Origin of the sequence: Pseudomonas sp. Irchel 3A18 (assembly GCF_900187465.1) — a bacterium.
In the GTDB taxonomy this organism is placed as follows: domain Bacteria; phylum Pseudomonadota; class Gammaproteobacteria; order Pseudomonadales; family Pseudomonadaceae; genus Aquipseudomonas; species Aquipseudomonas cichorii.
Window position 1 is genome coordinate 393151 of record NZ_FYDI01000005.1, and the last position, 23067, is coordinate 416217.

General features: G+C 57.9%; 21 protein-coding genes and 1 pseudogene. 6 read left to right on the top strand and 16 right to left on the bottom strand.

All coding sequences use genetic code 11. The features are described 5' to 3' along the window. Positions 1–38: 38 nt before the first annotated feature. Together CKW23_RS12610 and CKW23_RS12615 are read left to right on the top strand one after the other, a co-directional pair. Positions 39–1559 carry an amidase gene (locus tag CKW23_RS12610; protein WP_025259646.1) on the top strand — a complete coding sequence of 507 codons (1521 nt, stop codon included), beginning with the start codon at positions 39–41 and terminating at the stop codon, positions 1557–1559. Between the two features lie 60 nt (positions 1560–1619). Continuing rightward, a complete protein-coding gene (locus tag CKW23_RS12615) occupies positions 1620–2519 on the top strand; it encodes an AEC family transporter (RefSeq protein ID WP_025259645.1) in 900 nt (299 codons plus the stop codon). Between the two features lie 53 nt (positions 2520–2572). On the opposite strand, the gene CKW23_RS12620 is transcribed toward CKW23_RS12615, so the two are convergent. The 8 genes and pseudogenes from CKW23_RS12620 to CKW23_RS27255 form a co-directional block, all read right to left on the bottom strand. Then, complete coding sequence (locus tag CKW23_RS12620) at positions 2573–3382, bottom strand: ABC transporter ATP-binding protein (RefSeq protein WP_025259644.1); 810 nt, start codon at positions 3380–3382, stop codon at positions 2573–2575. An 11-nt stretch (positions 3383–3393) separates the two neighbouring features. Next, positions 3394–4269: a nitrate ABC transporter permease gene (gene ntrB / locus CKW23_RS12625; RefSeq protein ID WP_025259643.1), complete on the bottom strand. Its 876-nt coding sequence runs from the start codon at positions 4267–4269 to the stop codon at positions 3394–3396. A gap of 27 nt (positions 4270–4296) precedes the next feature. Next, on the bottom strand, positions 4297–5631 hold the full coding sequence (locus CKW23_RS12630; RefSeq protein ID WP_025259642.1) for a CmpA/NrtA family ABC transporter substrate-binding protein: 1335 nt from the start codon (positions 5629–5631) through the stop codon (positions 4297–4299). A gap of 286 nt (positions 5632–5917) precedes the next feature. Continuing rightward, positions 5918–7213 carry a nitrate regulatory protein gene (locus CKW23_RS12635; protein ID WP_025259641.1) on the bottom strand — a complete coding sequence of 432 codons (1296 nt, stop codon included), beginning with the start codon at positions 7211–7213 and terminating at the stop codon, positions 5918–5920. A gap of 614 nt (positions 7214–7827) precedes the next feature. Next, positions 7828–8649, bottom strand: a complete 822-nt coding sequence (locus CKW23_RS12645; protein WP_025259640.1) for an alpha/beta fold hydrolase — start codon at positions 8647–8649, stop codon at positions 7828–7830. Between the two features lie 157 nt (positions 8650–8806). Continuing rightward, positions 8807–9373 carry a phosphonate metabolism protein/1,5-bisphosphokinase (PRPP-forming) PhnN gene (gene phnN, locus CKW23_RS12650; RefSeq protein ID WP_095067668.1) on the bottom strand — a complete coding sequence of 189 codons (567 nt, stop codon included), beginning with the start codon at positions 9371–9373 and terminating at the stop codon, positions 8807–8809. A gap of 122 nt (positions 9374–9495) precedes the next feature. Further along, a complete protein-coding gene (locus CKW23_RS27250; protein WP_371856567.1) occupies positions 9496–10260 on the bottom strand; it encodes a methyl-accepting chemotaxis protein in 765 nt (254 codons plus the stop codon). A 93-nt stretch (positions 10261–10353) separates the two neighbouring features. Next, a pseudogene (locus CKW23_RS27255) lies at positions 10354–11388 on the bottom strand (cache domain-containing protein); the annotation flags it as partial. Positions 11389–11912: 524 nt separating this feature from the next. On the opposite strand from CKW23_RS27255, the gene CKW23_RS12660 reads away from it, so the two are divergent. Continuing rightward, positions 11913–12746 carry an HDOD domain-containing protein gene (locus CKW23_RS12660; RefSeq protein WP_095067669.1) on the top strand — a complete coding sequence of 278 codons (834 nt, stop codon included), beginning with the start codon at positions 11913–11915 and terminating at the stop codon, positions 12744–12746. A gap of 53 nt (positions 12747–12799) precedes the next feature. Here the strand turns inward: CKW23_RS12660 and CKW23_RS12665 are convergent, their stop codons facing one another. Further along, on the bottom strand, positions 12800–13804 hold the full coding sequence (locus CKW23_RS12665) for an alpha/beta fold hydrolase (RefSeq protein ID WP_025259636.1): 1005 nt from the start codon (positions 13802–13804) through the stop codon (positions 12800–12802). Between the two features lie 167 nt (positions 13805–13971). On the opposite strand from CKW23_RS12665, the gene CKW23_RS12670 reads away from it, so the two are divergent. Next, on the top strand, positions 13972–14919 hold the full coding sequence (locus CKW23_RS12670; RefSeq protein ID WP_025259635.1) for a LysR family transcriptional regulator: 948 nt from the start codon (positions 13972–13974) through the stop codon (positions 14917–14919). On the opposite strand, the gene pstB is transcribed toward CKW23_RS12670, so the two are convergent. The 4 genes from pstB to pstS all read right to left on the bottom strand — a co-directional run bounded on the left by pstB (position 14900) and on the right by pstS (position 18659). Further along, positions 14900–15679: a phosphate ABC transporter ATP-binding protein PstB gene (gene pstB, locus CKW23_RS12675; RefSeq protein ID WP_025259634.1), complete on the bottom strand. Its 780-nt coding sequence runs from the start codon at positions 15677–15679 to the stop codon at positions 14900–14902. The genes CKW23_RS12670 and pstB overlap by 20 nt on opposite strands. After that, on the bottom strand, positions 15679–16563 hold the full coding sequence (gene pstA, locus CKW23_RS12680; RefSeq protein WP_025259633.1) for a phosphate ABC transporter permease PstA: 885 nt from the start codon (positions 16561–16563) through the stop codon (positions 15679–15681). The genes pstB and pstA overlap by 1 nt, the downstream gene beginning before the upstream one ends. Beyond that, positions 16560–17555: a phosphate ABC transporter permease subunit PstC gene (pstC, locus tag CKW23_RS12685; protein ID WP_025259632.1), complete on the bottom strand. Its 996-nt coding sequence runs from the start codon at positions 17553–17555 to the stop codon at positions 16560–16562. Before pstC ends, pstA begins: the two co-directional genes overlap by 4 nt. A gap of 84 nt (positions 17556–17639) precedes the next feature. Beyond that, positions 17640–18659, bottom strand: coding sequence for a phosphate ABC transporter substrate-binding protein PstS (pstS, locus tag CKW23_RS12690; protein WP_025259631.1), 1020 nt, complete (start codon positions 18657–18659; stop codon positions 17640–17642). Positions 18660–19074: 415 nt separating this feature from the next. Between pstS and CKW23_RS12695 the strand changes: the two genes are divergently transcribed. Then, positions 19075–19368 (top strand): hypothetical protein, encoded by a 294-nt coding sequence (locus tag CKW23_RS12695; RefSeq protein WP_025259630.1) that lies wholly within the window; start codon positions 19075–19077, stop codon positions 19366–19368. Between the two features lie 2 nt (positions 19369–19370). Here the strand turns inward: CKW23_RS12695 and CKW23_RS12700 are convergent, their stop codons facing one another. Further along, on the bottom strand, positions 19371–21023 hold the full coding sequence (locus tag CKW23_RS12700) for a VRR-NUC domain-containing protein (protein ID WP_051427768.1): 1653 nt from the start codon (positions 21021–21023) through the stop codon (positions 19371–19373). 159 nt (positions 21024–21182) lie between these two features. Between CKW23_RS12700 and CKW23_RS12705 the strand changes: the two genes are divergently transcribed. Further along, on the top strand, positions 21183–21680 hold the full coding sequence (locus CKW23_RS12705; RefSeq protein WP_025259629.1) for a nucleoside 2-deoxyribosyltransferase: 498 nt from the start codon (positions 21183–21185) through the stop codon (positions 21678–21680). Positions 21681–21796: 116 nt separating this feature from the next. On the opposite strand, the gene CKW23_RS12710 is transcribed toward CKW23_RS12705, so the two are convergent. Both CKW23_RS12710 and CKW23_RS12715 read right to left on the bottom strand, forming a co-directional pair. Continuing rightward, complete coding sequence (locus tag CKW23_RS12710; RefSeq protein ID WP_025259628.1) at positions 21797–22015, bottom strand: hypothetical protein; 219 nt, start codon at positions 22013–22015, stop codon at positions 21797–21799. A 95-nt stretch (positions 22016–22110) separates the two neighbouring features. Then, positions 22111–23013, bottom strand: coding sequence for a LysR family transcriptional regulator (locus tag CKW23_RS12715; protein ID WP_095067715.1), 903 nt, complete (start codon positions 23011–23013; stop codon positions 22111–22113). Positions 23014–23067: the final 54 nt, after the last annotated feature.

The window sequence follows — 23067 nt, forward strand, 5'->3', positions numbered from 1 at the left end:
CGCGAAAAAGCCCACCGCTTATTCCAAGGACTGCCCCCATGCCTCACTCCGACCTGCTCAGCAAACCCGCCACCGAACTGCGCACCCTGATCGGCAACAAACAACTTTCCCCCGTCGAACTGCTGGACGCTTGCATCCAGCGAATCGAAACCCTCAACCCAAAGATCAATGCCTTTTCCGCCACCTGTTTCGAGCGCGCCCGCAAGGAAGCGGCAGAAGCCGAGCAGGCGGTGATGCAAGGCAAGCCTCTGGGGTTGCTTCATGGCCTGCCCATCGGCATCAAGGACCTGGAAGAAACCGCCGACGTACTGACCACTTACGGCTCACAACTGTTTCGCGACAATGTGCCCAGCCGTGACAATGTCTTTGTAGACCGTCTGCGCAGCGCCGGAGCGATCATGGTCGGCAAGACCAACGTCCCGGAAATGGGCGCAGGAGCCAACACCCGCAATGTGGTCTGGGGAGCCACCGGCAATCCTTTTGATCCAAACCTGAATGCCGGTGGTTCATCGGGCGGTTCGGCTGCTGCGCTGGCGGTGGATATGGTGCCGCTGTGCAGCGGCTCCGACACCGGGGGCTCATTGCGCATTCCCGCCGCCCTGTGCGGCATCGTTGGCCTGCGGCCTTCACCAGGTCTGGTGCCCAGCGAGCGCAAGAAACTGGGCTGGACTCCCATTTCAGTGGTCGGCCCCATGGGCCGAACTGTGGCCGATACCTTGCTGCAATTGCGGGCATCGGCGGGTCTGGGCCAGTCCGACCCGTTGAGCTATGCCATCAGCAACGACGAGTTTGCGCCCCGCTCCATCGACCTGAGCCAGTTGCGCGTCGGTTACAGCGAAGACTTTGGCAGTTGCGCCGTGGATAACGAAATCCGCGCCGTGTTCCGGGCAAAAATCGACGCCCTCAAGCACCTGTTCAAATCCTGCGAGGCCATCGACCTGAATCTGGAAAGCGCCCATCGCACCTTCGATGTCTTGCGCGCCGAAGCCTTTGTCGCCGGCCTTCAGGATGCCCATGAGCGTGACCCGGACGCACTCGGCCCCAACACCCGTGCCAACTATGAAATGGGCGCGGCCATGTCGTTGCAGGATTGCGTCAAGGCCCATGGCGAACAGAGCCGCATCTTCCGCAGTTTCCAGCAGCAGTTCGAGCGCTACGACCTGATCCTCGCCCCCACCACACCGGTTTCGCCTTTCCCGTGGACCGAGTTGTATTTGCGTGAAGTCAATGGCGTGCCGCTGGACAATTACTATCGCTGGCTGGCGCTGTGCTACACCATCACCCTGACCACCAACCCTGCCGTCTCGATCCCCTGTGGTCTGGACCACAAAGGCATGCCGTTCGGCCTGCAAATGATTGGCGGCTTCCGGGGCGATGCAGCCTTGATGGCCTGCGCCCAGGCGCTCGAACAGGCCACCGCAGGCGACCCGCGCCTGTCCCGCCCGCGACCGGACCTGCAAAAACTGATGAACTCGGCGGTGGACCTGACCCATATCGTCACTCACCCACCCATCTATGGCGGATCGAGCACGCTCAAGCCGGATATCGGGGCGATGTGATAGGCATGGCCGGGCGAACAGCGCAATAATGCCCGGCCATCCCCCAAGGAGCTTGAATCTGTGGCCGTTTCCCAAGCCATCCTGCCGATATTTCTGTTGATCGTCCTGGGGTACGTGCTGGGACGCCGCAAGACACTCACTCCCGATAGCACCAAGGCCCTGAGCAATCTGGCCTTCAAGCTGTTCATGCCCATGGTGCTGTTTACCGGCATGGCCAAGGCACCCCTGCACGATGGTCTGGATATCCGGATACTGGCGGCCTACTTCATTCCTGCGCTGATGGTGTTTGCGCTGGTCAATCTGGTAAACCACCGCTTTGCCGGACACCCGACGCCATTCGGCCTGACGGCGAGTTTTTCCAATAACGTGCTGATCGGCATTCCGATGATTGCCGGTCTGTTCGGCAATCCGGGGCTGGTTCTGCTGTTTACCGTGATTGCCGTTCACAGCCTGTTGCTGTTCAGCTTCCAGAGCCTGTACGACAGTTTTGCGGGCAACGAGCCGTTCAATTCGCGCTCATTGATTGCGAGCCTCGCGAACCCGATGATCATTGGTCTGTTGCTGGGCGTGGCGCTGAATCTGTCCGGCCTGGCATTACCCGACTGGGCCGATCACCTCACCACCTGGCTGGCCCAGGCTGCCCTGCCCTGCGCCTTGATCGTGCTGGGTGCCAACCTTTCCAGCTACCGGCTGACACCCAGCGCCGAGGCCTTGGGTATCACCTTCGCCAAACTCGCGCTGATGCCGCTGCTGGTGTTGCTGGCCTGTGTCGTGCTGGGCATCGAAGGCATGCCGCGGGCCGTGCTGGTGCTGATGGCAGCCGGGCCGTCCGGGGTCAATGTGCTGGGCTTTGCCCGGACCGTGCCGGACGTCCAGAAAACCAGCTCGGCGATTTGCCTGACCACCCTTCTGTCGGTGGGGACATTGCCGTTATGGATGTGGATCGGGACGCTGCTTTAAACATCTGCCAAGCGAATTCATTCACGAATGAATTCGCTTACACGGCAGTGGTGCTAAACAGCCACCGCCTCCACCTTGCGATGCTTCTCGTACAGGAAGCTCAATACCGCATGGCGATATTGGTTGTACAGCGGGTCATCGGCCATAGCGATGCGGTTGCGCGGGCGCGGCAAGTCGATCTTGAGAATTTCACCGATGGTCGCCGACGGGCCGTTGGTCATCATCACGATGCGGTCGGAAAGCAACACCGCTTCGTCCACATCGTGGGTGATCATCAGCACCGTGTTCTGCAATTCGCTCTGGATTCGCATCACCTCGTCCTGCAAGTGGGCGCGAGTCAACGCATCCAGCGCGCCAAAGGGTTCGTCCAGCAGCAGGACCTTGGGCTGCATGGCCAACGCACGGGCGATGCCGACCCGCTGTTTCATGCCACCAGACACTTCGCTCGGGCGCTTGTGCAGGGCGTGGCTCATGCTGACCATGTCCAGGTTATACAGCACCCATTCATGACGTTCGGCCTTGCTCTTGCTGCGTTTGAAGACTTTATCGACCGCCAGCGCCACATTCTCGTAGACCGTCAGCCAGGGCAGCAGCGAATGGTTCTGGAACACCAGGCTGCGATCCGGGCCCGGTGTGCGAACCTCTTTGCCATCCAGGATTACCGCACCGCTGGTGGATTCGGTCAGCCCGGCCACGATGTTCAATACCGTGGACTTGCCACAACCCGAGTGGCCGATGATCGAGATGTACTCGCCCCGCGCCACTTCCAGGTTGACGCCGGTCAGGACCTGGCTGGAGACGCCATCACGCTCGAAGGTCTTGCTGACGTTTTCGATGCTCAGATACTTGTCGTGCGCATTCATGTGCTTGCTCCTTAACCGGCCGATGTGCCGCGAGTGACCAGATGACCGATCAGGGCCACCAACCGGTCGAGTAGAAACCCGACGACACCGACGTAGATCAGCGCCAGGATGATGTCGCTGATGCGCGAGGCGTTCCACGCATCCCAGATAAAGAAACCGATACCCACGCCACCGATCAGCATTTCGGCGGCAATGATCGCCAGCCAGGAAAGACCGACACCTATGCGCAGGCCGGAGAAGATGTACGGCGCAGCAGCAGGCAACATGATCTTGCAGAAGTACTCCACGCCATTGAGACGCAGGACCTTGGCCACGTTGCGGTAGTCATCGGGAATGTTGCGCACGCCCACCGAGGTATTGATGATGATCGGCCAGATCGCAGTGATGAAAATCACGAAGATCGCCGAAGGGTGACTGTCCTTGAAGCCTGCCAGCGACAGCGGCAACCAGGCCAGTGGCGGTACGGTGCGCAGGATCTGGAACAGCGGGTCAAGTGCACGCATGGCCCAGGCCGACTGACCGATCAGCACCCCGAGGCTGATCCCGGCGACCACTGCCAGCGTATAGCCGTAAGCGACACGTTGCAGGCTGGCGAGCAGTTGCCAGGCCATGCCCTTGTCATTGCCGCCGTTGTCATAGAACGGATGGATGATCAGTTCCCAGGTTTCATGAATGACCTGGGTCGGCGGCGGCAAGGCCGCGCCCTTGCCGCTGCAGAGCATTTGCCACAGCAATAGAAACAGCGCGCCCACCACCAGCGGTGGCAATACACCCTGCACAAGGAACTGACGCAGGTTCTTGATTCGTGCAGGCCAGCGACTGGCGGGCTTGCCGGTAACGCTCACGGGCGTTCCCGCGGCCTTGAAGCTTTTACTTTCAGCGTTCATCGATTTCTCCCAAGCGAGTGGCCACTATCAGGACAAAGCCTTGATGGTCTGGCTGTCCAGATAGGCCTGCGGGTTTTGCGGATCAAAGGTCTTGCCATCGAAGAACCTCTCGATACCACGCGAGGTGGAGGCCGGAATCTGTGCCGCCGGTACATTCAGTTCAGCTGCAGCCTTGCGCCAGATGTCTTCGCGGTTGACCTTGTCCACCAGCGCCTGGCTGTCGAAGCCCTGCGGCAGGTAGCCCCAGCGTTTGTTCTCGGTGAGGAACCACAGGTCATGGCTCTTGAACGGGTAGGACGCGAACTCGTTCCAGTAGCGCATCATGAACTGGCTGTTTTCCACGACCTTACCGGTGCCGTAATCGAAGTTGCCTTTCATGCGCTGCACAATGTCTTCGTAAGGTGCGTTGATCCAGCGGCGCTTGGCGCAGATCTTGGCGACCTCTTCCTTGTTTTCAGGCTGATCGCAGAACATCTGTGCTTCCATCACTGCCTTGAGCAAGGCTTTGGCCGCATTGGGGTTGGCATCTACATAATCGGCACGCAACGCCAGAGCTTTTTCCGGGTGGTTGTTCCAGATTTCGCTGGTGGTGTTGGCGGTGTAGCCGATCTTCTGATTGACCAGTTGCCCGTTCCACGGCTCGCCCACACAGAAGCTGTCCATGCTGCCGACCTTCATGTTCGCGACCATTTGCGGTGGCGGCACGACGATGGTCGACAGGTCTTTGTTCGGGTCGATGCCACCGGCCGCCAGCCAGTAGCGCATCCACAGGTCATGGGTGCCGCCAGGGAAAGTCATTGCGGCGTTGATGCTCTTGCCTGCTGCTTTCTTGGCATCCAGTGCAGCCTTGAAAGGTGCCGAGTCGAGGCCCAGCTTAAGGTCAGCGTATTCGTTGCCAACGGAAATACACTGACCACCCACATTCAGGCGCGCCAGGATGTACATCGGCACCGGCCTGTTATTGGGGGTGATCTTGCCTGCGGCGATCAGATAAGGCATGGGCGTCAGGATGTGTGCACCATCGATGCCATTACTGGCCGAGCCCAGCACCAGGTTGTCGCGTGTGGTGCCCCAGGAAGACTGTTTCAGCACTTCGACACCGGTCATGCCGTATTTGGCGAACAGACCTTTCTCGTCAGCCACGAACAGCGGCGCAGCGTCGGTCAGGGCAATGAACCCCAGCTTGGCACTGGTGGTTTCCAGGCCATCGGTGCCAGCAGCCCAGACCACGGACTGCAAGCCTGGCGGCAGAATGCTCAATGCCGCACCGCCGCCCAGCAAGCCCAGCGACTGTTTGAGGAAAGACCGCCGAGGCGCATTTTCCGGGCTGTCTTGCTCGTGGCTATCTGGCTTCTCGTCCATATCACTCCCCCAAAAACACGCATAAAAAAACGGCGTACACACGCTCCAGGCCTTTGCCGATGAACGTGTGGACGCCGTTGTCCGGAATTCGCTTATGTGCCGCAGTCTTCGTCTTGAAGCACCCGGCTTGCACAACCTGTAAAGCAGTTTGCATGCCAGCTCTGCAACAACCACGAATCGCGTGGCTTGTAGCGAAGATGTGTCTGGCTCGCTGTGCGCCTCGGGATCGTTTCGCACATTACTGGGGCGCGACCTGCACCGCTTGCCCGGCGCAAGTGCACAAGGGTCAGTGACGCTTGCGCGGTGCAGGACGAGCGGCGGCGAAGGCCAGCAGGGTCTGGGAGACGTCGACCATACGCTGGCCGCGCTCCATGGCTGACTGGCGCAGGCGCTCGTAGGCCTGGCCTTCGCTCAACTGATGTTCATCCATCAACAGGCGCTTGGCCCGCTCGATCAACTTGCGTTCGTTGAGGGCCTGTCGTGCCTCTTCGAGCTCATCGTTGGCGCTCAGCAGGCGCTGGGTCTGAGACTGCAACAGATCCAGAACCGAACGCCCCAGGTTCGGCCCCAGGCCATCGGTTGGCGTGCTGTCCAGATCGATGGCCTGGACACTGAACAGGCGCGCCTGATCGACACTGCCTTCAGCTTCCAGGCTCACCAGACGGGCGAGCAATTGGCGGTGGTTGTCCAGATCGGCACGAGCCTGCTTGATGCTCTCCTGACAACGGGCCAGCAGCCCATCGGCCAGGTAGATCTCGATATCGCGCATGGCATCAATGCGCAGGCTATTAAGGTCGAACCAGACCTCCGACAGCATCGAATCGACTTTCTCGGCCTCCGAGGTTTTCAACGCCACGCCACGCAAACGCCCAAGCTGCGCCACACAATCGCTGCTTTCCTGATTGCGCCACAGGCGTCGGGCATCGTCGTCGGCGAACTGGATGAAGGTCTGGAAACAACGCTCCTGGCTCTGCACCAGATGTTGAAGCCGGTCATGAGCTGCAGCATCGAAATAGCCCGCCAGAAAGCCGCCCACGCCACAGGCACGCTCCTGCCCTGCCAGTTCCTTGCCCTGCATGAAATTGAACATCGCCACCAGAACGCGGGTAACCACCGGGTCGATGGCGGTGTCAGCGGCCTCGAATACAACCGCCAGCAAGCCACCGATCAGACGGCTCAACACCATGGTGGCGTCCTGAGGCTTAAGCCGCTGCTCGCGAATGCGTCGCCGCAAGCCAGGCAGTTCATCCAGGCCATGCATGACATAGGCGATACGGTTGAACAGCCGGGCGCGGTCGGATGCACTGGCAGCGTCCAGATCAATACGCTCGAAACAGTCCAGGACCCGGGCTTCGATGGCCTTGGCCTCGGCTGTCAGTACATCAAGCTGGGTCAGGTGATGGGCCTTGCCGCTGCCCAGATACATATTGGAATAACCACGCTCACGTTGCAGGGCATGCACCAGCTGGCCGACCTGCGTCACCATCTGGCAAGTGGAGGCCAATCCTTCCAGGCCTTCCAGTTCGCTGCGGCGCGCAGCCAACATGAAACGCAATGCTGCGGGCATGTTTTTATCAGTCATGGAATAGCTTCACGGGTGGAGTTCGGGGTCTCCATGCAAAAGCGGGTCCATGCCTCAATCCGAAAGAGGTATGTTGCTTGAGGTTGCAGGAGATCACCCGCCGCCTCGGCACCGCGCTGTCGCGCAGCAAACAGGAGCAGGTGTTTCCAGGTTCATGGTTCGGCTTGAGGCCGCCTTGCGCCTTTACGGCGCGTTCTGCGGCGCTCTCACGATTGTTGTGTAGGAGCTTCATTCGCTCCTACCGGGATGAGCAAAAATCCTCCAGACACCACCGATTGCGACGTGGGTGACGGCCGAGTGGAGGTATTGCGTAGTGGGGTGCGAGGCAGGACGCCGAGCAAGCCGCCGCAGGGCCATGGAAGGCCCGTCGGCGCGTACCCACGGAGCAATGCCGGAGCGAGGGAACCCCGCCCCAAGGCGGGGCCGAACCGGAGCGGATGGTTTTCCCCCTTTTGCCGAAACAAAAGGGGGCCGCCGTAAAGGCGGAACCAGTAGGAGCAGCACATATCAATAATGGATATGTACGCCGGATAACATTTTTACCCTACATAAAATACTTTCTAATTCATGGTCTTGCGTCTTGTTTGATGAGAGCGCATTCATTCGCGAACGGCTCATTGCTTGATGAAGTCCAGCAGATAGCCGTTGATCTCATCAATCAATGTCGTACACATGCCATGAGAGGCACCGGGGATGATTTTCAGCTCCGAACCACGCACCAGCTCTGCACTTTTAATAGCCGAAGCGGCTATGGGCACGATCTGGTCGTCATCGCCATGCAGGATCAAGGTGGGAATATCGAACTTCTTCAGGTCTTCGGTGAAATCGGTTTCGGAAAATGCCTTGATGCAATCCAGCTCGCCCTTGATAGAACCCAGCATGCCGATGGCCCAGAACGCATCGATGGTGCCCTGAGAAGCCTCGACGCCCTCGCGGTTGAAACCATAGAAAGGTATCGCCAGTTCCTTGAAGAACTGCGAACGATTGGCCGTGACGCTCTCGCGAATGCCATCGAAGAATTCGATAGGCAGCCCGTCGGGATTGGCCTCAGTCTTGAGCATGATCGGCGGTACTGCGCCAATCAGCACCGCCTTGGCGACCCGTGCAGTGCCATGACGACCAATATAGCGGGCGACTTCGCCGCCGCCTGTGGAGTGACCGACCAGAACCGCATCCTTCAGGTCCAGCGCCTCGAACAGCTCGGCCAGATCGTCGGCGTAAGTGTCCATTTCATTGCCATCCCACGGCTGGCCTGAGCGGCCATGTCCGCGCCGGTCGTGGGCAATGACTCGGTAGCCGAGCCGACCCAGGAAGTTCATCTGGGCATCCCAGGCATCGGCATCCAGCGGCCAGCCGTGGGAGAACACTACCGGTTGCCCGGAACCCCAATCCTTGTAGTAGATCTCGGTGCCATCTTTGACTTTCAACAGGCCCATAAACATCAATCCTCATGTTATGCAGCAGTGACAGGAACAAGGACGACATTCGCGCGACGTCATACGCAATCGACGCATCGAAGGTGTGGGAATTGAGACTAGACCGTAATAAGGGCATAGCCTTGTGTGGATGTGCCCTGGTGGACCGATGGTTCGGTCAGGCGGGTTCGCGCTGGCTGTTGATGTAGCGAATGAGGGTGTTGACGGTCTGTTGCAGTTCGCCGGAGTTATCCAGCAGGAAAACCGAGGGATTGCTGGCCATTACATTCACGGCAAAGGAAGCGTTGCGCTCCAGCCTTGCTTCGATTTCCGCGACCGATTCACGTCCTCGTGCCAACAGACGCTGACGCAAGATCTGCTGATCGACCGTCAGCAGCACCGCCAGCAGCGTCGGATAACGCACTTGCGCCTGCTGCAAGTGAGCCCTTGAACCGTTGATGAGCACGTTATGGCCTTCAAGCAGCCACTGGTCTATTTCGATGGGAATTCCGTAGCGCAGACCATTAGCCTGCCAGCTCAAGGCAAAGGCGCCCTGCTCGCGCATGGTCTCGAACTGTTCGACGCTGACGGCCTGGGCTGCTTCGCCCACGGCCTCGGCAGAACGGGTAATGACCCGCCGCACGATACGGCAATCATTGAAGGCCAATGTTTCCCGTGCGGCATCCAGCAGGCTGTCCTTGCCTGAGCCGGACGGCCCGATGAGATAGATCAACCTGCCCACCATCAAAACACCCTCGCCAGACGTTGCGGGTAACGACAGACCGTGGGGCGCTCACACCACGGCCAGTAAAAGACTGGCCGGATGATAATCGTTCAAGGGGATATTCAGTAGCCCTGTTTCACACGTCAGATGCGGAAACTTCCCACCAATTGTTGCAAACGGGCGGCCTGTTCTTCCAGCAGGTTACAGGCATCCAGCGTCAAGCGCAGGTTATCGACACCCTGCTGGTTGAGGGTGTTGATATGCGTGATGTCGACGTTGATCGACTCCACAACGGCGGTCTGCTCTTCAGTTGCAGTAGCAACCGACTGGTTCATGCCGTTGATTTCATCGATACGTCGGGTGACGCTGCCCAGACGCTCACCGGCGCGGTTGGCGATGCTCACGCTGTCCTCGCTCTGACGCTGGCTTTCGGTCATGTTCACGACCGCTTCCCGGGCGCCGACCTGCAACTCTTCGATCATGGTCTGCACTTGCTGGGCAGAATCCTGAGTCCGGTGCGCCAGGTTGCGGACCTCATCGGCCACCACGGCAAAACCACGGCCCGCTTCACCTGCGCGAGCCGCCTCGATGGCAGCGTTGAGGGCCAGCAGGTTGGTCTGCTGGGAAATGCTGGTGATGACCTCGAGAATCTGCCCGATATTGGCGGTCTTGCCATTGAGGCTCTCGATGTTGACGCACGACTCGCTGATCTTGCCCGAAAGCTCGTTCATCGCAGCAATGGTCTGCTGCACGACGCTCTGCCCTTCACCGGCCAGGTCGCTGGCATCGCTGGACTGTTGCGAAGTGCGAGCAGCATTCTGGGCGATTTCCTGGGCTGCAGCGCCCAGTTGATTGATGGCTGCGGCAACACTTTCGGTACGATTGGATTGCTGATCGGAGTTGGTCATGGACGAATTGGACGCCTTGACCACTCGCGTTGCGACTTCACCCAGTTGCCCGGCAGTGGAAGCCACTTCCCGGATAGAGGTATGGATACGCTCGACAAAGTGGTTGAAGGATTGCGCCAGTTCACCGAACTCATCCTGGGAGGTAATGGCCAGCCGCTTGGTCAGATCGCCCTCACCGTCCGCAATGTCACGCATGGCGCGCCCCATCTGGTGCAATGGCTGCATCAGCACACGAATCAGCAGGCCCAGCAACAGGATGATCACCAGTACGACCACGCCCATGGCGGTGATCGCCGACGTGCGGAACTCGCTGAGCATCGAGTAGGCCGCTTCCTGATCCAGTACCAGAGCGACATACCAGTTCGCTGTTGAAATGCCCTGGACCGGCGTGAAGGAGACGAACTCCGTCTTGCCACCGGAGGTGATTTCACTGACACCGGCCACGATCTTGGGCGTGTTGTTCGGATAGGCTTCGCTGATGTTCTTGAGGACCAGCTTGCTGTCCGGGTGAATCAGGATCTTGCCCTCTGCACTGACAATGTACGCATAACCATGGCCGCCGAAATTCAGGGAGTTGATGGTCTTGCTGATACTGTCCAGGGAAATGTCCGCACCCGCGACACCGGCAAACTGATTCTGGATCTTGACCGGTGTCGCCAGGGTGACCACCAGTTTGCCCGAGGAAGCGGCTATGTAAGGTTCGGTGACGATGATGCCGGGCGCGTTCTGCGCTGCCTTGTACCAGCCACGGGCACGCGGATCGTAATCGGCGGCGCGATTGCCAGCCGGAATGGAAAACATCACGCCTTCGGTGCTGCCGAAGTAACTGAGCTGGAAGTTCTCGCTGTAAGCCTGCAAGCCGATTGCCCGTTGCAATTGAGGCAGGGCCTTGCCATCGACAGCAATCTGTTGGGCCATGGACTGCAGCAGTTGCGAACGGCTTTCCAGCCAGGTCTGAATATTCTGAGTCGTCAGAGTGCCCAGCTGTTGCAATTCGGACAGGACATTGGATTTCAAAGTTTGGCGTTGTCGATAGTCGTTGATGACAATAAACGCACTAAACGCGACCACCACAATCAACGCAGCCGCCAGCAGAATTTTCTTGCTGAAACCTAAACTTTTAATCATGAGAATACTTCCATTGCAGAAACCGGAACGGCGAAATAGCAATCACCCGAAAAGCCTGACAACTGTGTCGTTTCTACGAACCAGGGAGATTGGCAAAAACCGCTGATATGTCAGTAGGTGCCTGCAATCCAGAAAGCTTTCAGCAACAGCTTGCTCCGGAAACGGAGCGAATTGATATCATACACACATGCATTTTCCATGACAATTTGAGCATTTATTTAAAATGCCTTGTCTGAAAACGTCTCCTGTTTAATTTTTTCATTAATGACGTCAATAAAGTGCCGAACAATCCGACTTGAATGATCATTCTGGCGAGTGCACATACTTTTCAAAAGGACATGCCTTACTTGACCATAAACATGCCATAAACTTTTTATCCAGTTTTTTCAACGCCGCTCATCGCATCGTAAATACCCTGGATGATGTGCTCAGGGTGCCAGAGCTGAGATGCACCTCTCACAATGCATCGGCAAACGTGCACAGAGGAAAAAACTGACTATCGTTGAATCATCCGACGTACGAGGATGCCATCGATGACTCTTGAAAAACTGTTTGAAGATTTGCACAGCCTGCCCAGCATTCCCAAAGTGGCCCAGGACCTGATGCTGCAGTTCGATAACCCCTCCTCCAACCTGGAAAGCATCGCCCGCAATATCGAGAAGGACCCGGTGATTGCCGCAAAGGTACTTCGTCTGGCCAACTCTGCACGGTTTCGCGGCTCCCGGGAATCATCCAGTATCGAAGACGCAGCCATGCGTCTGGGCTTCAATACCCTGCGCACGTTGGTGATGGCCTCGGCAGTGACGGGTGCTTTCAAGGCCGGGCCAAGTTTCGATCTCAAGGCGTTCTGGCTCAAAAGCTTCCAGGTCGCGGGGATCTGCCGGATGCTGGCCAAGCAGACCGGCGCAGATCCTGAAATCGCCTTTACGTGCGGGGTCATGCACAACATTGGTGAACTGCTGATCCAGACCGGTGCGCCACAAGTGGCCGAACGGTTGAACAACGCCGCCAGGGCCGGGACAGCAGGACGTGCAGCCAATGAAACACTGCAGTTGGGCTTCGGTTATCCGGAAGTGGGTGCAGAGCTTGCCAACCGCTGGCATCTGCCGCATGTCATCAAACAGGCGATTGCCTATCAGGCCAACCCGGTCCAGGCACCGGACAACGCCCCGCTGCCACGCATCGTGGCTCAGGCCATCGTGATTTCCGACGCACTGGAAACCGGTGGCGGCGCCACACCTGAAGCACAGAAGGCAGCAAGCGGCCCGTTGATGGAGGGCATCGACCTGGATGCCCTGTTCAAAGGCCTGCCTGCGGTATTGGAGGCAGACAAGGCGTTCTCACAACTGCTGTCCTGAACCCCTCCGCGCGCAGGAGCGAATTCATTCGCGAATGAATTCGCTCCTGGCATCTATTTCAGGAGCAAACCTGAAACCAGGGCCTTGTTGAAGCCTTCCGGATCTTCCATCTGAGGGGCATGCCCCATGCCTTTGAACTCGACCAGGGTGGCGCCCGGAATCATTTCGGTAACCTGCTTGCCCAACACCTTGTAATTACCGATCCGGGCCTTGACCTCCGGTGGCGCGATATCGCTGCCAATGGCTGTGGTGTCGGCATCACCGATCATCAGCAAGGTCGGGACTTTGAGTTTCGGGAATTCGTAGAAGACCGGTTGGGTGAAAATCATGTCGTAGATCAGCGCCGAGTTCCAGGCGACCGCTTTCTGGCCCGGCCCCTTGTTCAGACCGGCCAGCATATCGACCCACTTGTCGTACTCAGGCTTCCAGCGGCCGTCGTAATACGTCTTCTGCTCGTATTGGCGAATCCCTTCGGCGGTTACCTTCAGTTCACGCTCATACCATTGATCGATGCTGCGATAAGGCACGCCCAGGGCTTTCCAGTCTTCAAGGCCGATCGGGTTGACCATTACCAGCTTTTCAGTCTGTTGCGGATACATCAGCGCAAAACGTGTAGCCAGCATGCCGCCAGTGGAATGACCGATCACCGAAACCTTGTCAACCTTCAGGCTGGTCAGCAACTCATGGGTATTGGTTGCCAACTGCTGAAAGCTGTATTGGTAGTAGCCAGGCTTGGTGGAGGTGCAGAAACCGATCTGATCCGGCGCCACGACGCGATAACCCGCCTCGCTCAGTGCCTTGATGCTGTCTTCCCAGGTAGCGGCACAGAAATTCTTGCCATGCATCAATACGGCCGTGCGGCCATTGGCCTTGCCGGTGGGCGCGACATCCATGTAGCCCATTTCCAGTTTCTGGCCCTGGGACTGGAAGCTGAATTTCTTCAGGGCATGGGGATAGGCGAACCCTTCGAGTTGCTGGCCATAGCTGGGCGTTTCGGCAAACACTGCACCCGGCAGCGCAAGTGTCATGAGAAAACCTGCGATCTTTGCAGCACGCATAAAGAACCTCCTGTAGGAAATGGAGCATGAACATGCGGGAATTCATCATGCTGGCCTACAGACTTGCTCCTGTCACGCAAGCAGACATTTCATAGTGTTAACGCCGAGTCAGATAGACTGTCGCCATCCTTTCGAAGTACGGCCTGGCATGGAGCAAAGGAATAACGATGAATCGCAATGAACTGCGCAAGGCAGACATCAACCTGATGGTGGTTTTCGAGACATTGATGCTGGAGCGCAATGTGACGCGCACTGCCGAAAAACTGTTTCTCGGCCAGCCGACCATCAGTGCTGCACTCAATCGGTTACGCAGCCTGCTCAACGACCCGCTGTTCATCCGGGTCGGTCATCGCATGGAACCCACCGCCCGCGCCCATGAAATTCTCAGGCACCTGACCCCGGCACTGGATGCCATGTCCATGGCGCTCAGCCTGGCCAGCGACTTCGATCCGTCGGTCAGCACCATGACCTTTCGCATTGGCATGTCGGACGATGTGGAATTCGGCTTGCTCCCCGCCTTGCTCAAGGCGGTACGCAAGGAAGCACCGGGCGTGGTGCTGGTGGTCAAGCACGTCGATTACCTGAATATCTCGGAAGTGCTGATGTCCGGCGAGATTACCGTAGGCGTCTGCCTGACCCGCGACCTGCCAGCCAATGCCAAGCGCAAGCCATTGCGCAATGTACAGCCGCGGGTTGTAAGGGCCGACAAGTCGTCGACACCCATGACGCTGGATGAATACTGTTCACGGCCTCATGTGGTGGTGTCCCATGCAGCGAACGTCAGCAGCTTTGCCGATGAGTGGCTGACGGCGCTGGGACGCAAGCGAAAGGTGGTGCTGTCCGTGCCGCGCTTCACCACCCTGCCCGCGCTGATGGCCGGGACCGACCTGATCGCCGGTCTGTCAGACTTCACGGCCAGTGCAATGAGTGCGTTAGGGTTATTGCACGATGAGCCCTTGCCGTTCAGTACGCCGGGGCTGGATCTGTCGATGACATGGTTGAGCGTTATGGACAGCGATCCGGCAGAACGCTGGCTGCGCAGCCGGATCGAGGAATTCATGGGCGAGCACCAGGCGGTGCCCGCCCTGGAGGGCATCAGCCAAAGCGACCGGTGATGTAGTCTTCGGTCTGGGTCTTGGAAGGCTTGGTGAAGATGGTGTCGGTATCGCCGTGTTCGATCAGTTCACCCATGAACATGAACGCCGTGTAGTCCGAGCAACGGGCCGCCTGTTGCATGTTGTGGGTCACGATGATCACGGTGAACTGCTCTTTCAGTTCGGTGATCAACTGCTCGATACGGCCAGTGGAGATCGGGTCCAGTGCCGAAGTCGGCTCATCGAGCAGCAGGACCTGAGGACGCAGTGCGATGGTACGCGCGATACACAGACGCTGTTGCTGACCACCGGACAGGCTGGTGGCGCTGTTCTTGAGCTTGTCCTTCACTTCATCCCACAAAGCGGCGCCACGCAGGGCCTGCTCGACGCGGTCTTCCATTTCACGACGCGACAGCTTTTCGTGGTGACGGATAGCGTAGGCAATGTTCTCGAAGATCGACATCGGGAACGGCACCGGCTTCTGGAACACCATGCCCACCTGACTGCGCAGACGGTTCATCGAGTAACCCGGCGCCAGGATGTTTTCGCCATTGAGCAGCACTTCGCCGCGCGCTTCCTGTTTCGGGTACATCGAGTAGATACGGTTGAACACGCGCAGCAGGGTGGACTTGCCGCAGCCGGACGGGCCGATGATCGACGTGATGCGCTTTTCAGGGATCATCATGTCGATGGATTTCAGTGACTTCTGGTCGTTGTAGAAAAACTCCAGACCGCGCACTTGAATCTTGGTTTTTTCGTTGGCAAGGGAAAGGTTGTTCATCAGGACGCCCTATTGCGCAGAAGAATTAAGCGAGAAAGCAGACTCAGTATCAGTACGAAGAGCGTCATGACCAATGCACCGGCCCATGCCAGGGAGTGCCAGTCTTCAAACGGGCTCATGGCGTACTGGAAGACAACCACCGGAACGCTGGCGATTGGCTTGAGCAGGTCGCTGCTCCAGAACTGGTTGCCGAAAGCGGTGAACAGCAGCGGCGCGGTTTCGCCGGTGATACGTGCCAGCGCCAGCAGAACACCTGTCACCACGCCCGCCTTGGCGGCACGCAGGACGATTTGCAGGGTCAGCTTCCATTGCGGCACACCCAGGGCCAATGCGGCTTCGCGCATGGTCGAAGGTTGCAGTTGCATCATTTCATCGGTAGTACGCACCACCACCGGGATCACCAGCAATGCCAGGGCCAGGGCACCGGCAATCGCCGAGAAACCGACCTGTTGGCCTGTGAGCTGGTTGAGCGGCAGCACGACCACGGTGTACACGAACAGACCCAGCACAATCGACGGCGCCGACAGCAGAATGTCGTTGATGAAACGCACTGCGTTGCCCAGCTTGGAGTAGCGGGCGAACTCGGCCAGCCAGATACCGGCCATCAGGCCGATTGGCGTACCGATCAACAGACCGATACCGGACATCAGGAGGCTGCCGTAGAACGCGTTGGCCAGACCGCCTTCGACACCCGGCGGCGGGGTCATGCCGGAGAACAGTTGCAGGTTCAGGGCATCAATGCCCTTGATGATGGTGGTCAGCAGAATCCATACCAGCCACAACAGACCGAATGCAGTGGCGCCGCAGCTGAGCACCATTGCGATCTTGTTCTTGATATCACGAACCCGGTACAGGCGCTCGCTACCGGTTACGTCCTTACTCATAACCCCTCCTTACGCGAAAGACGCGACAACATCAGACGTGCAAGGGCAAGCACGATGAAAGTAACCACAAACAGCAGGAAGCCCAGTGCGATCAGCGCCGAACGGTGCAGGTCGGTGTAGGCCTCGTTGAACTCGTTGGCGATGACCGATGCAATGGAGCTGCTCGGCATCATCAGGGATGCGGAGAACTGGTGGGCGTTACCCAGAACGAAGGTCACTGCCATGGTTTCACCCAAAGCACGACCCAGCCCCAGGAACACACCGCCAACCACCGCCGAGCGGGTGTAAGGCAGAACGATGTCCCAGACCACTTCCCAGGTCGTGCCGCCCAAGGCGTAGGCAGACTCTTTAAGGGTCGTAGGAACGGTACGGAAAACTTCCTGCATCACCGAAGTAATGAACGGCGTGATCATGATCGCCAGGACGATACCTGCGGTCAGCATGCCGATACCTAGCGGCGGGCCCTGGAACAGGCTGCCGATAATGGGCAGGCCACCCAGGTTTTCATTGATCCACGGCGACAGGTGTTCAGCCATGAACGGGCCGAATACGAACAGCCCCCACATGCCGTAGATGATCGAAGGAATGCCGGCCAGCAGCTCGATGGCCGAGGCAATGGGCATCCTCAACCAGGGCGGCGCGACTTCCGTCAGGAAGATGGCGATGCCGAAACTCACCGGAACGGCGATCAGCAAAGCCAGAAAAGATGTCACCAGCGTACCGTAGATCGGAACCAGGGCACCAAACTTGCCGTTGTTCACGTCCCATTCGGAACTGGTCAGAAAACCAAAACCAAAGGTCTCGAATGCCAGACTTCCGCCCCACAGGGTCGACAGGGCAATACATCCCAGCAATGCCAGCACCAGCATGGCGGCGCCTTGCAGCGAACGCCTGAACCAGGCGTCATGTCGATGATCCCGCTTGGCGCGCTTTTCGCCTTCGGAGTCGATGTCTGAGACGTTCGCGGACAGGTATTGGGTGTTTTCAGTCATGTTGAGTCCACTCGCAAGAAAAAGCCCCCGTCACCGAACCGATATCGCGGTTGATGACAGGGGTGAGCTACAGGCTTGAATCACTTACTTGGTGAATTCGGTTTTCCAGTAGCCTTCTACACGCTCAACCAGCGATTTCGGCAGAGCGACGTAATCCAGTTCTTCGGCCTGCTTCTGGCCATTTTCCAGAGACCACTTGAAGAAGTCGAAAGTGGCTGCACTTCGCTCTTCGTTCTTGGCCTTCTTGTACATGATGATCCAGGTGGTGGCGGTGATCGGCCATGCTTCGTCGCCCGGAGCGTTGGTCATGATCAGACCGAAATCCTTGGCGCTTGCCCAGTCGGCAGTGTCAGCCGCAGCGGCGAAGGTCTTGGAAGTCGGGGTTACAAACTTGCCAGCCGCGTTTTTCAGCTGGGTGTAAGACAGTTTGTTGGTTGCCGCGTAGGAGTACTCTACGTAGCCGATGGAACCCTTGATCTGCTTGACGTAGGCAGAAACACCTTCGTTACCCTTGCCACCCACACCCACTGGCCATTTGACGGTGGAACCGAACTGCAACTTCTCATTCCACTCCGGGCTGACTTTGCTCAGGTAGTTGGTGAAGTTGTAGGAAGTGCCCGAACCGTCGGAACGGTGAACAACAGTGATGTTGGTTTTAGGCAGAGTCACGCCAGGGTTGAGGGCCTTGATGGCCTCGTCGTCCCAGGTCTTCACGGTGCCCATGAAGATCTTGGCCAGTGTCTCGCCATCCAGCTTCAGCTTGCCGCTTTCGATGCCTTCAACGTTGACGATTGGCACGATGCCACCGATCACGCTAGGGAATTGACCCAGGCCAGCGGCCTGCAGGTCTTCTGCCGACATCGGGGCATCGGATGCGCCGAAGTCAACGGTTGCTGCCTTGATCTGGGCAATACCGCCGCCCGAACCGATCGACTGATAGTTGATGCGGTTTGGAGAATTCTTGCTGTAGTCCTGGGACCACTTTGAAATAACCGGGAAAACGAAACTCGAACCAGCGCCAGTAACATCAGTCGCGTGGGCAGCACCGCTCAGGCACAGCGAAGCGATCAGAAGCGACAAGCGTTTTTTAGTCAGCAGTATCACGGTAATACCTCAGTCCAGGAGAAAGTGTGGTGGTCCACTTAAGGAGGCCCGAGGCGGATTTAAAACCTGAAATGTTGCTGTTTAATGACAGTCCGTCGACTCGTGTCAGAAATGAGCGTTTTTTGTAGTCGATCTCCTACGCCCGCCCACCATAAAAAACCGGTAAAGCCCCGTATTTACAGGGGTTTCCTCCTGAATCCCGAAAAATATCAATCTGCCACCCCATCAAGATGGCGCAGAGCCATCTCTGTTTTTAAATTGTAAGAAAGCGCGTCTTTTTAGAACCAATGTCAGGCTGGAGATGACTTTTTATAGCAACAAGGTCTTGAAGACTCCGCCGGTCGGAAGCATCGCACCTATCTTTTCCCAGTCCAGACCAATGACAGGTAACGACCCAACATTGGAGACTCACATCATGATCGGCAACCGAATAGCGGCTTGGGGCCTTGCGGCCTTACTGGCAGGTATGAGCGCAGGTACATGGGCAGGATCGACCGGCCCTACCCATCCAGAAGGCAATGACCCGGACAGCCCGGCCATGGAGCTGAAAAGCGATCAGGAAGACAACACCGACGGCAGCAGCCCCGAAGCGGACGGCAGGGTCCCGGACCCGGAGCAAACCAACGGGATGGGCAGCGACAGCACTCAGGGCTCGAACGGCGATAACGACAGCAGTACCGCCAATGATAAAAAACCCTCGGATCACTGAGATCAGTCCAGTTGATCGGGTGCCCACTGCACGTAACAGACTTCTACAGGCATGCCATGCTCGGCACAGAAATCCAGCCAGCGCAGTTGGTTGTCCTGTAGCCGGTCGCCAGGTCCCTTGACCTCGATCATGCGATAACGACGCTGTTCGGGGAAAAACTGAATCAGGTCAGGCATGCCGGTGCGATTGGCCTTGATGTCTTGCAGCAAGCGGCGAAACCAGTGGCCAAGGTGCTCGGCAGGCAAACAATGCAGAGCCTGCTCAAGCAACTCGGGGGTCAGGACGCTCCAGAACACGAAGGGCGACTGCAGGCCGGACTTGCTCTGGAAGTGCTCACGAATCGTCGCCTGATAGGTACCACTTTCCAACTGGGCCAGGCATTCATCGAACAATGCGGCACGGCGTTGGTAGAAATCCGGGCTGAGAAGATCGCTGGGGGCGCTATGGAAGGGATGGAAAAACGCTCCCGGCAGCGGTGCGAAAATAGCCTTCCAGCACAGCAGGCCGAACAGTGAGTTGATCAGCGCATTCTCGACGTAATGCACCTCGCTGCCCTCTTCTGCCAGATGCTCGCGGGTGAGGAACTCGACACTCAGACCCGGCACCGGCACAACGCTCAGATCCAGGCGTGACACGCTGCGAGCGGCCGCACGCTTCTCGACCGCCAGACCCAGCTTGCGCTGTAAACGCGGCAGAATGCGTTGCAGATGCTGAAGCTCGGCATCGTTCTGTGGCACGGCCCTGACCTGCTCCAGCAGCGCCATGGCCTGGGCATATTCGGCACTGAGTTCCAGAACCCGGATCTGCCGCGAACGCGCACCGGGATAATTGCACTGGCGATAGACCTCCAGTGCCAGCGGCCATTCCTTCAAGCGCTCGGCCTGCTGCCCGATATGGAACAGCAGTTTGGCACAGCGCCTTTGCAGCCACGGATTGCGTGTTTCGATGGCCATCGCCTGTTCGGCCAGCAACGCCAGCTCGATGCCCTGCTCCATGGCTTCCCGGCAGGCATGCAATTGCAGGCAGACGTCTATGTCCACCCGTTCGCTGATGGCCCGTGAATCCGGGGAAAATTCGACTTTCTCATAGCGAAAGATGCCCAGATCCGCCAGCACGAACTCCGACCACTCCTGATACAGATTGCCGAAATACAGAAGGCGCAGGCGATCACACAGCGGCATCACCTTCAGCTCGAATACCTGATCGTCCAGGTCGGGGTGCCACTGATCCAGAGGCTGGGCGACTTCATAGACCGATTGCAGCCGCTCAAGCCACTGCGGCTTGCGCTCCGGCCCTTTTACCGCATGGGCCTTGAAACACTGGCTCAGTTCGTCCTTGCGCAGCAATTGAAACAACGCTTCCAGATCAAGCCGCGGACGTGCGTCGATCAAGCCATGCGCCAGCAATGGCAGCGCCGCTTCGCGGGTATCGCCAATTTCGTCGTAATCGAGCTTGCTGGCCCGGAACAGCGTGCCCTTGCGCATGACCATACGCACCAGCAACCCTTGGGCAGGCGTCGGCAACCCGGAAAAATCACTGATAAACCGGCGCTCGTGCTCATCCAGCAGATCGTCGTAACGCTGAACGATCCAGGCCAGGACCTGACGGAAGTTTTCCAGGTAATAAAACGGATTGTCGAGAGGTGGAGTGCTCAAGGATACGGTCACATACGGCAGAGACAGGCGGCCAAGGATACTGGTTATCCGTACAGATTCCAGCCATGAATCCATCGGTTTTCAGGTCGCCCGATAAATGGTGCATTTCGCAAAAGGGCCTGCGGGCCGTAAGATCGCCCTTTTTGGCAAGGAGCGGATATGCAAGCGCCGCTGGTTTACCTCGCAGGTTTTGATGTGTTCCGCCAGGACGCCGTCGAATATGGTCAATACCTCAAGAACCTGTGTGCAGCCCAGGGTCTGGAAGGGTTGTACCCGTTCGACAATGAAGTGCCGTCCGGGTTGTCTGCTCACGACACAGCGCAATTGATCTGCACGATGAACATCGCAATGATCCAGCGTTGCACGGCGGTGCTGGCCAACCTCAATGTCTTTCGCGGCCTGGAACCCGACTCAGGCACCGCGTTCGAGGTTGGCATGGCGGTGGCGCTGAACAAACCGGTGTGGGGATATTTCGAGCCCGTCGCCTCGTTACGCGAACTGGTGCCTCATGATGAAAACGGTTTCGACAGCCAGGGTTTCATCGTGGAAGACTTCAACCTGCCCCGCAACCTGATGCTGGCCTGCACCTGGGCGGGAAGCAGCCCGAGTGCCGAGTCGGGGATCGAAGCATTGGCCCGGTATCTGACCTCAAAGTAGGAGCAACCGGGCAGCGATCCGCTTATTCGCGAAGAGGCATTCCAGATGATGAATATGTACCGGATGTCGCGGCCTCTCGCGAATAAATTAGCTCCTACGCGGGCTGGAGTTGGGGCTCACCCCAATGTCGATGACCCGATATCACCGGTAATGGTCGGGTCAAGCTTGTCGGCATCGACAAAATCATCCAGACCAAGGATATCCAGGTCCAGATAGCCTTCCGGATCATTGTCTTCATCGGCATCGGCATCGTTCAAAGGCGACTGGTCACCGCCAAAATGCTGTACCGGAGTGGCAAATCGAGAAAAGTCTGTTGCGAATGAAGATGTCTGCATGGATGCCTAGCTCCTGTTTTTCTCATGAAATCAGATACGTCCTACGCATCTGCATGACCACAGGCTATCGCAGCCGCGGATAAAAGCGCAAAACCTCAGGTCCAGCCTACAAATTCGCCACCGTTGTCACGCAACATCTGCAGCATTTTCTGGGCGGCCGGTGACAGGTAACCACTGCTGCGCAGTGTCACGCCAATGGTGCGTTTCATCGTGGTCTGCTCCAGAGGCACTTCGCGAAGATGCTGCATGTTCTTGCCAAACTCCAGTGACTCCCTGGCGATAAAGCTCAGCAGGTTGCTCTGGGCAATCAGCCCCGGCAGCAGGGAAATGGAGTTCGCCTCGATCTGCACCACGGGCAGCGGCAAACCATGGGCGGCAAAGGTCGCATCCAGCCATTTACGTGAAGACACACCTGTGGGCGGTAACACCCAGCGATAGGCATTCAAGTCGCTCATCTGCAGCGGCGCCTTGAAAATCGGATGCTGCTTGCTGGCTATGACCACCGCTTCGTCCTTGAGAATGGGGTAGCTGACAACCTGGTCATCGTCAGGAATCAGCGAGCAGATAATCATGTCCAGTTGCCCGGAACGCAGTGATTCGCCAAGCAAGTCGTCCTGTCCGACCACCAGCTTCAAGGTCACGTCCGGCGCGCGTTGCAACAAGGCCGAAGTCAGCTTGGGCATCAGGTATTCCGCCATCGTGGCCGCGCAACCCACGCGGATATTGCCCACCATGCCACTGGCGAAATCCCGGACCTCCCGCTGGGTCTGGGCAATGCTCTGCTGCAACTCCCTGCCCCGGGCCTGAAGCAGTTCGCCCACCGGGGTCAGCTTGATGCGTCGCCCGTCACGCTGGAACAGACGTGTACCAAAAGACTCTTCCAGACGCTGAATGCTTTTGGTCAGTGCCGGCTGGCTGCGATTGAGCTTTTCGGCTGCGCGTCCCAGATGACCCAGTTCAGCGATGGTTTCGAAATAAGTGAGGTCCCGCAGGTCCATATCCATCAACCAAAGTTATCAATTCATGATTATTAGAAAATAGACTTGATCGAT

What these genes read in the sequence shown, in the direction of transcription:
- CKW23_RS12610 (WP_025259646.1), top strand. Translation starts at nt 39, where the DNA reads ATGCCTCACTCCGACCTGCTCAGCAAACCCGCCACCGAACTGCGCACC.
- CKW23_RS12620 (WP_025259644.1), bottom strand. Translation starts at nt 3,382, where the DNA reads ATGAATGCGCACGACAAGTATCTGAGCATCGAAAACGTCAGCAAGACC.
- ntrB (WP_025259643.1), bottom strand. Translation starts at nt 4,269, where the DNA reads ATGAACGCTGAAAGTAAAAGCTTCAAGGCCGCGGGAACGCCCGTGAGC.
- CKW23_RS12630 (WP_025259642.1), bottom strand. Translation starts at nt 5,631, where the DNA reads ATGGACGAGAAGCCAGATAGCCACGAGCAAGACAGCCCGGAAAATGCG.
- CKW23_RS12635 (WP_025259641.1), bottom strand. Translation starts at nt 7,213, where the DNA reads ATGACTGATAAAAACATGCCCGCAGCATTGCGTTTCATGTTGGCTGCG.
- CKW23_RS12645 (WP_025259640.1), bottom strand. Translation starts at nt 8,649, where the DNA reads ATGGGCCTGTTGAAAGTCAAAGATGGCACCGAGATCTACTACAAGGAT.
- phnN (WP_095067668.1), bottom strand. Translation starts at nt 9,373, where the DNA reads ATGGTGGGCAGGTTGATCTATCTCATCGGGCCGTCCGGCTCAGGCAAG.
- CKW23_RS27250 (WP_371856567.1), bottom strand. Translation starts at nt 10,260, where the DNA reads ATGACCAACTCCGATCAGCAATCCAATCGTACCGAAAGTGTTGCCGCA.
- CKW23_RS12660 (WP_095067669.1), top strand. Translation starts at nt 11,913, where the DNA reads ATGCCATCGATGACTCTTGAAAAACTGTTTGAAGATTTGCACAGCCTG.
- CKW23_RS12665 (WP_025259636.1), bottom strand. Translation starts at nt 13,804, where the DNA reads ATGCGTGCTGCAAAGATCGCAGGTTTTCTCATGACACTTGCGCTGCCG.
- CKW23_RS12670 (WP_025259635.1), top strand. Translation starts at nt 13,972, where the DNA reads ATGAATCGCAATGAACTGCGCAAGGCAGACATCAACCTGATGGTGGTT.
- pstB (WP_025259634.1), bottom strand. Translation starts at nt 15,679, where the DNA reads ATGAACAACCTTTCCCTTGCCAACGAAAAAACCAAGATTCAAGTGCGC.
- pstA (WP_025259633.1), bottom strand. Translation starts at nt 16,563, where the DNA reads ATGAGTAAGGACGTAACCGGTAGCGAGCGCCTGTACCGGGTTCGTGAT.
- pstC (WP_025259632.1), bottom strand. Translation starts at nt 17,555, where the DNA reads ATGACTGAAAACACCCAATACCTGTCCGCGAACGTCTCAGACATCGAC.
- CKW23_RS12695 (WP_025259630.1), top strand. Translation starts at nt 19,075, where the DNA reads ATGATCGGCAACCGAATAGCGGCTTGGGGCCTTGCGGCCTTACTGGCA.
- CKW23_RS12705 (WP_025259629.1), top strand. Translation starts at nt 21,183, where the DNA reads ATGCAAGCGCCGCTGGTTTACCTCGCAGGTTTTGATGTGTTCCGCCAG.
- CKW23_RS12710 (WP_025259628.1), bottom strand. Translation starts at nt 22,015, where the DNA reads ATGCAGACATCTTCATTCGCAACAGACTTTTCTCGATTTGCCACTCCG.
- CKW23_RS12715 (WP_095067715.1), bottom strand. Translation starts at nt 23,013, where the DNA reads ATGGACCTGCGGGACCTCACTTATTTCGAAACCATCGCTGAACTGGGT.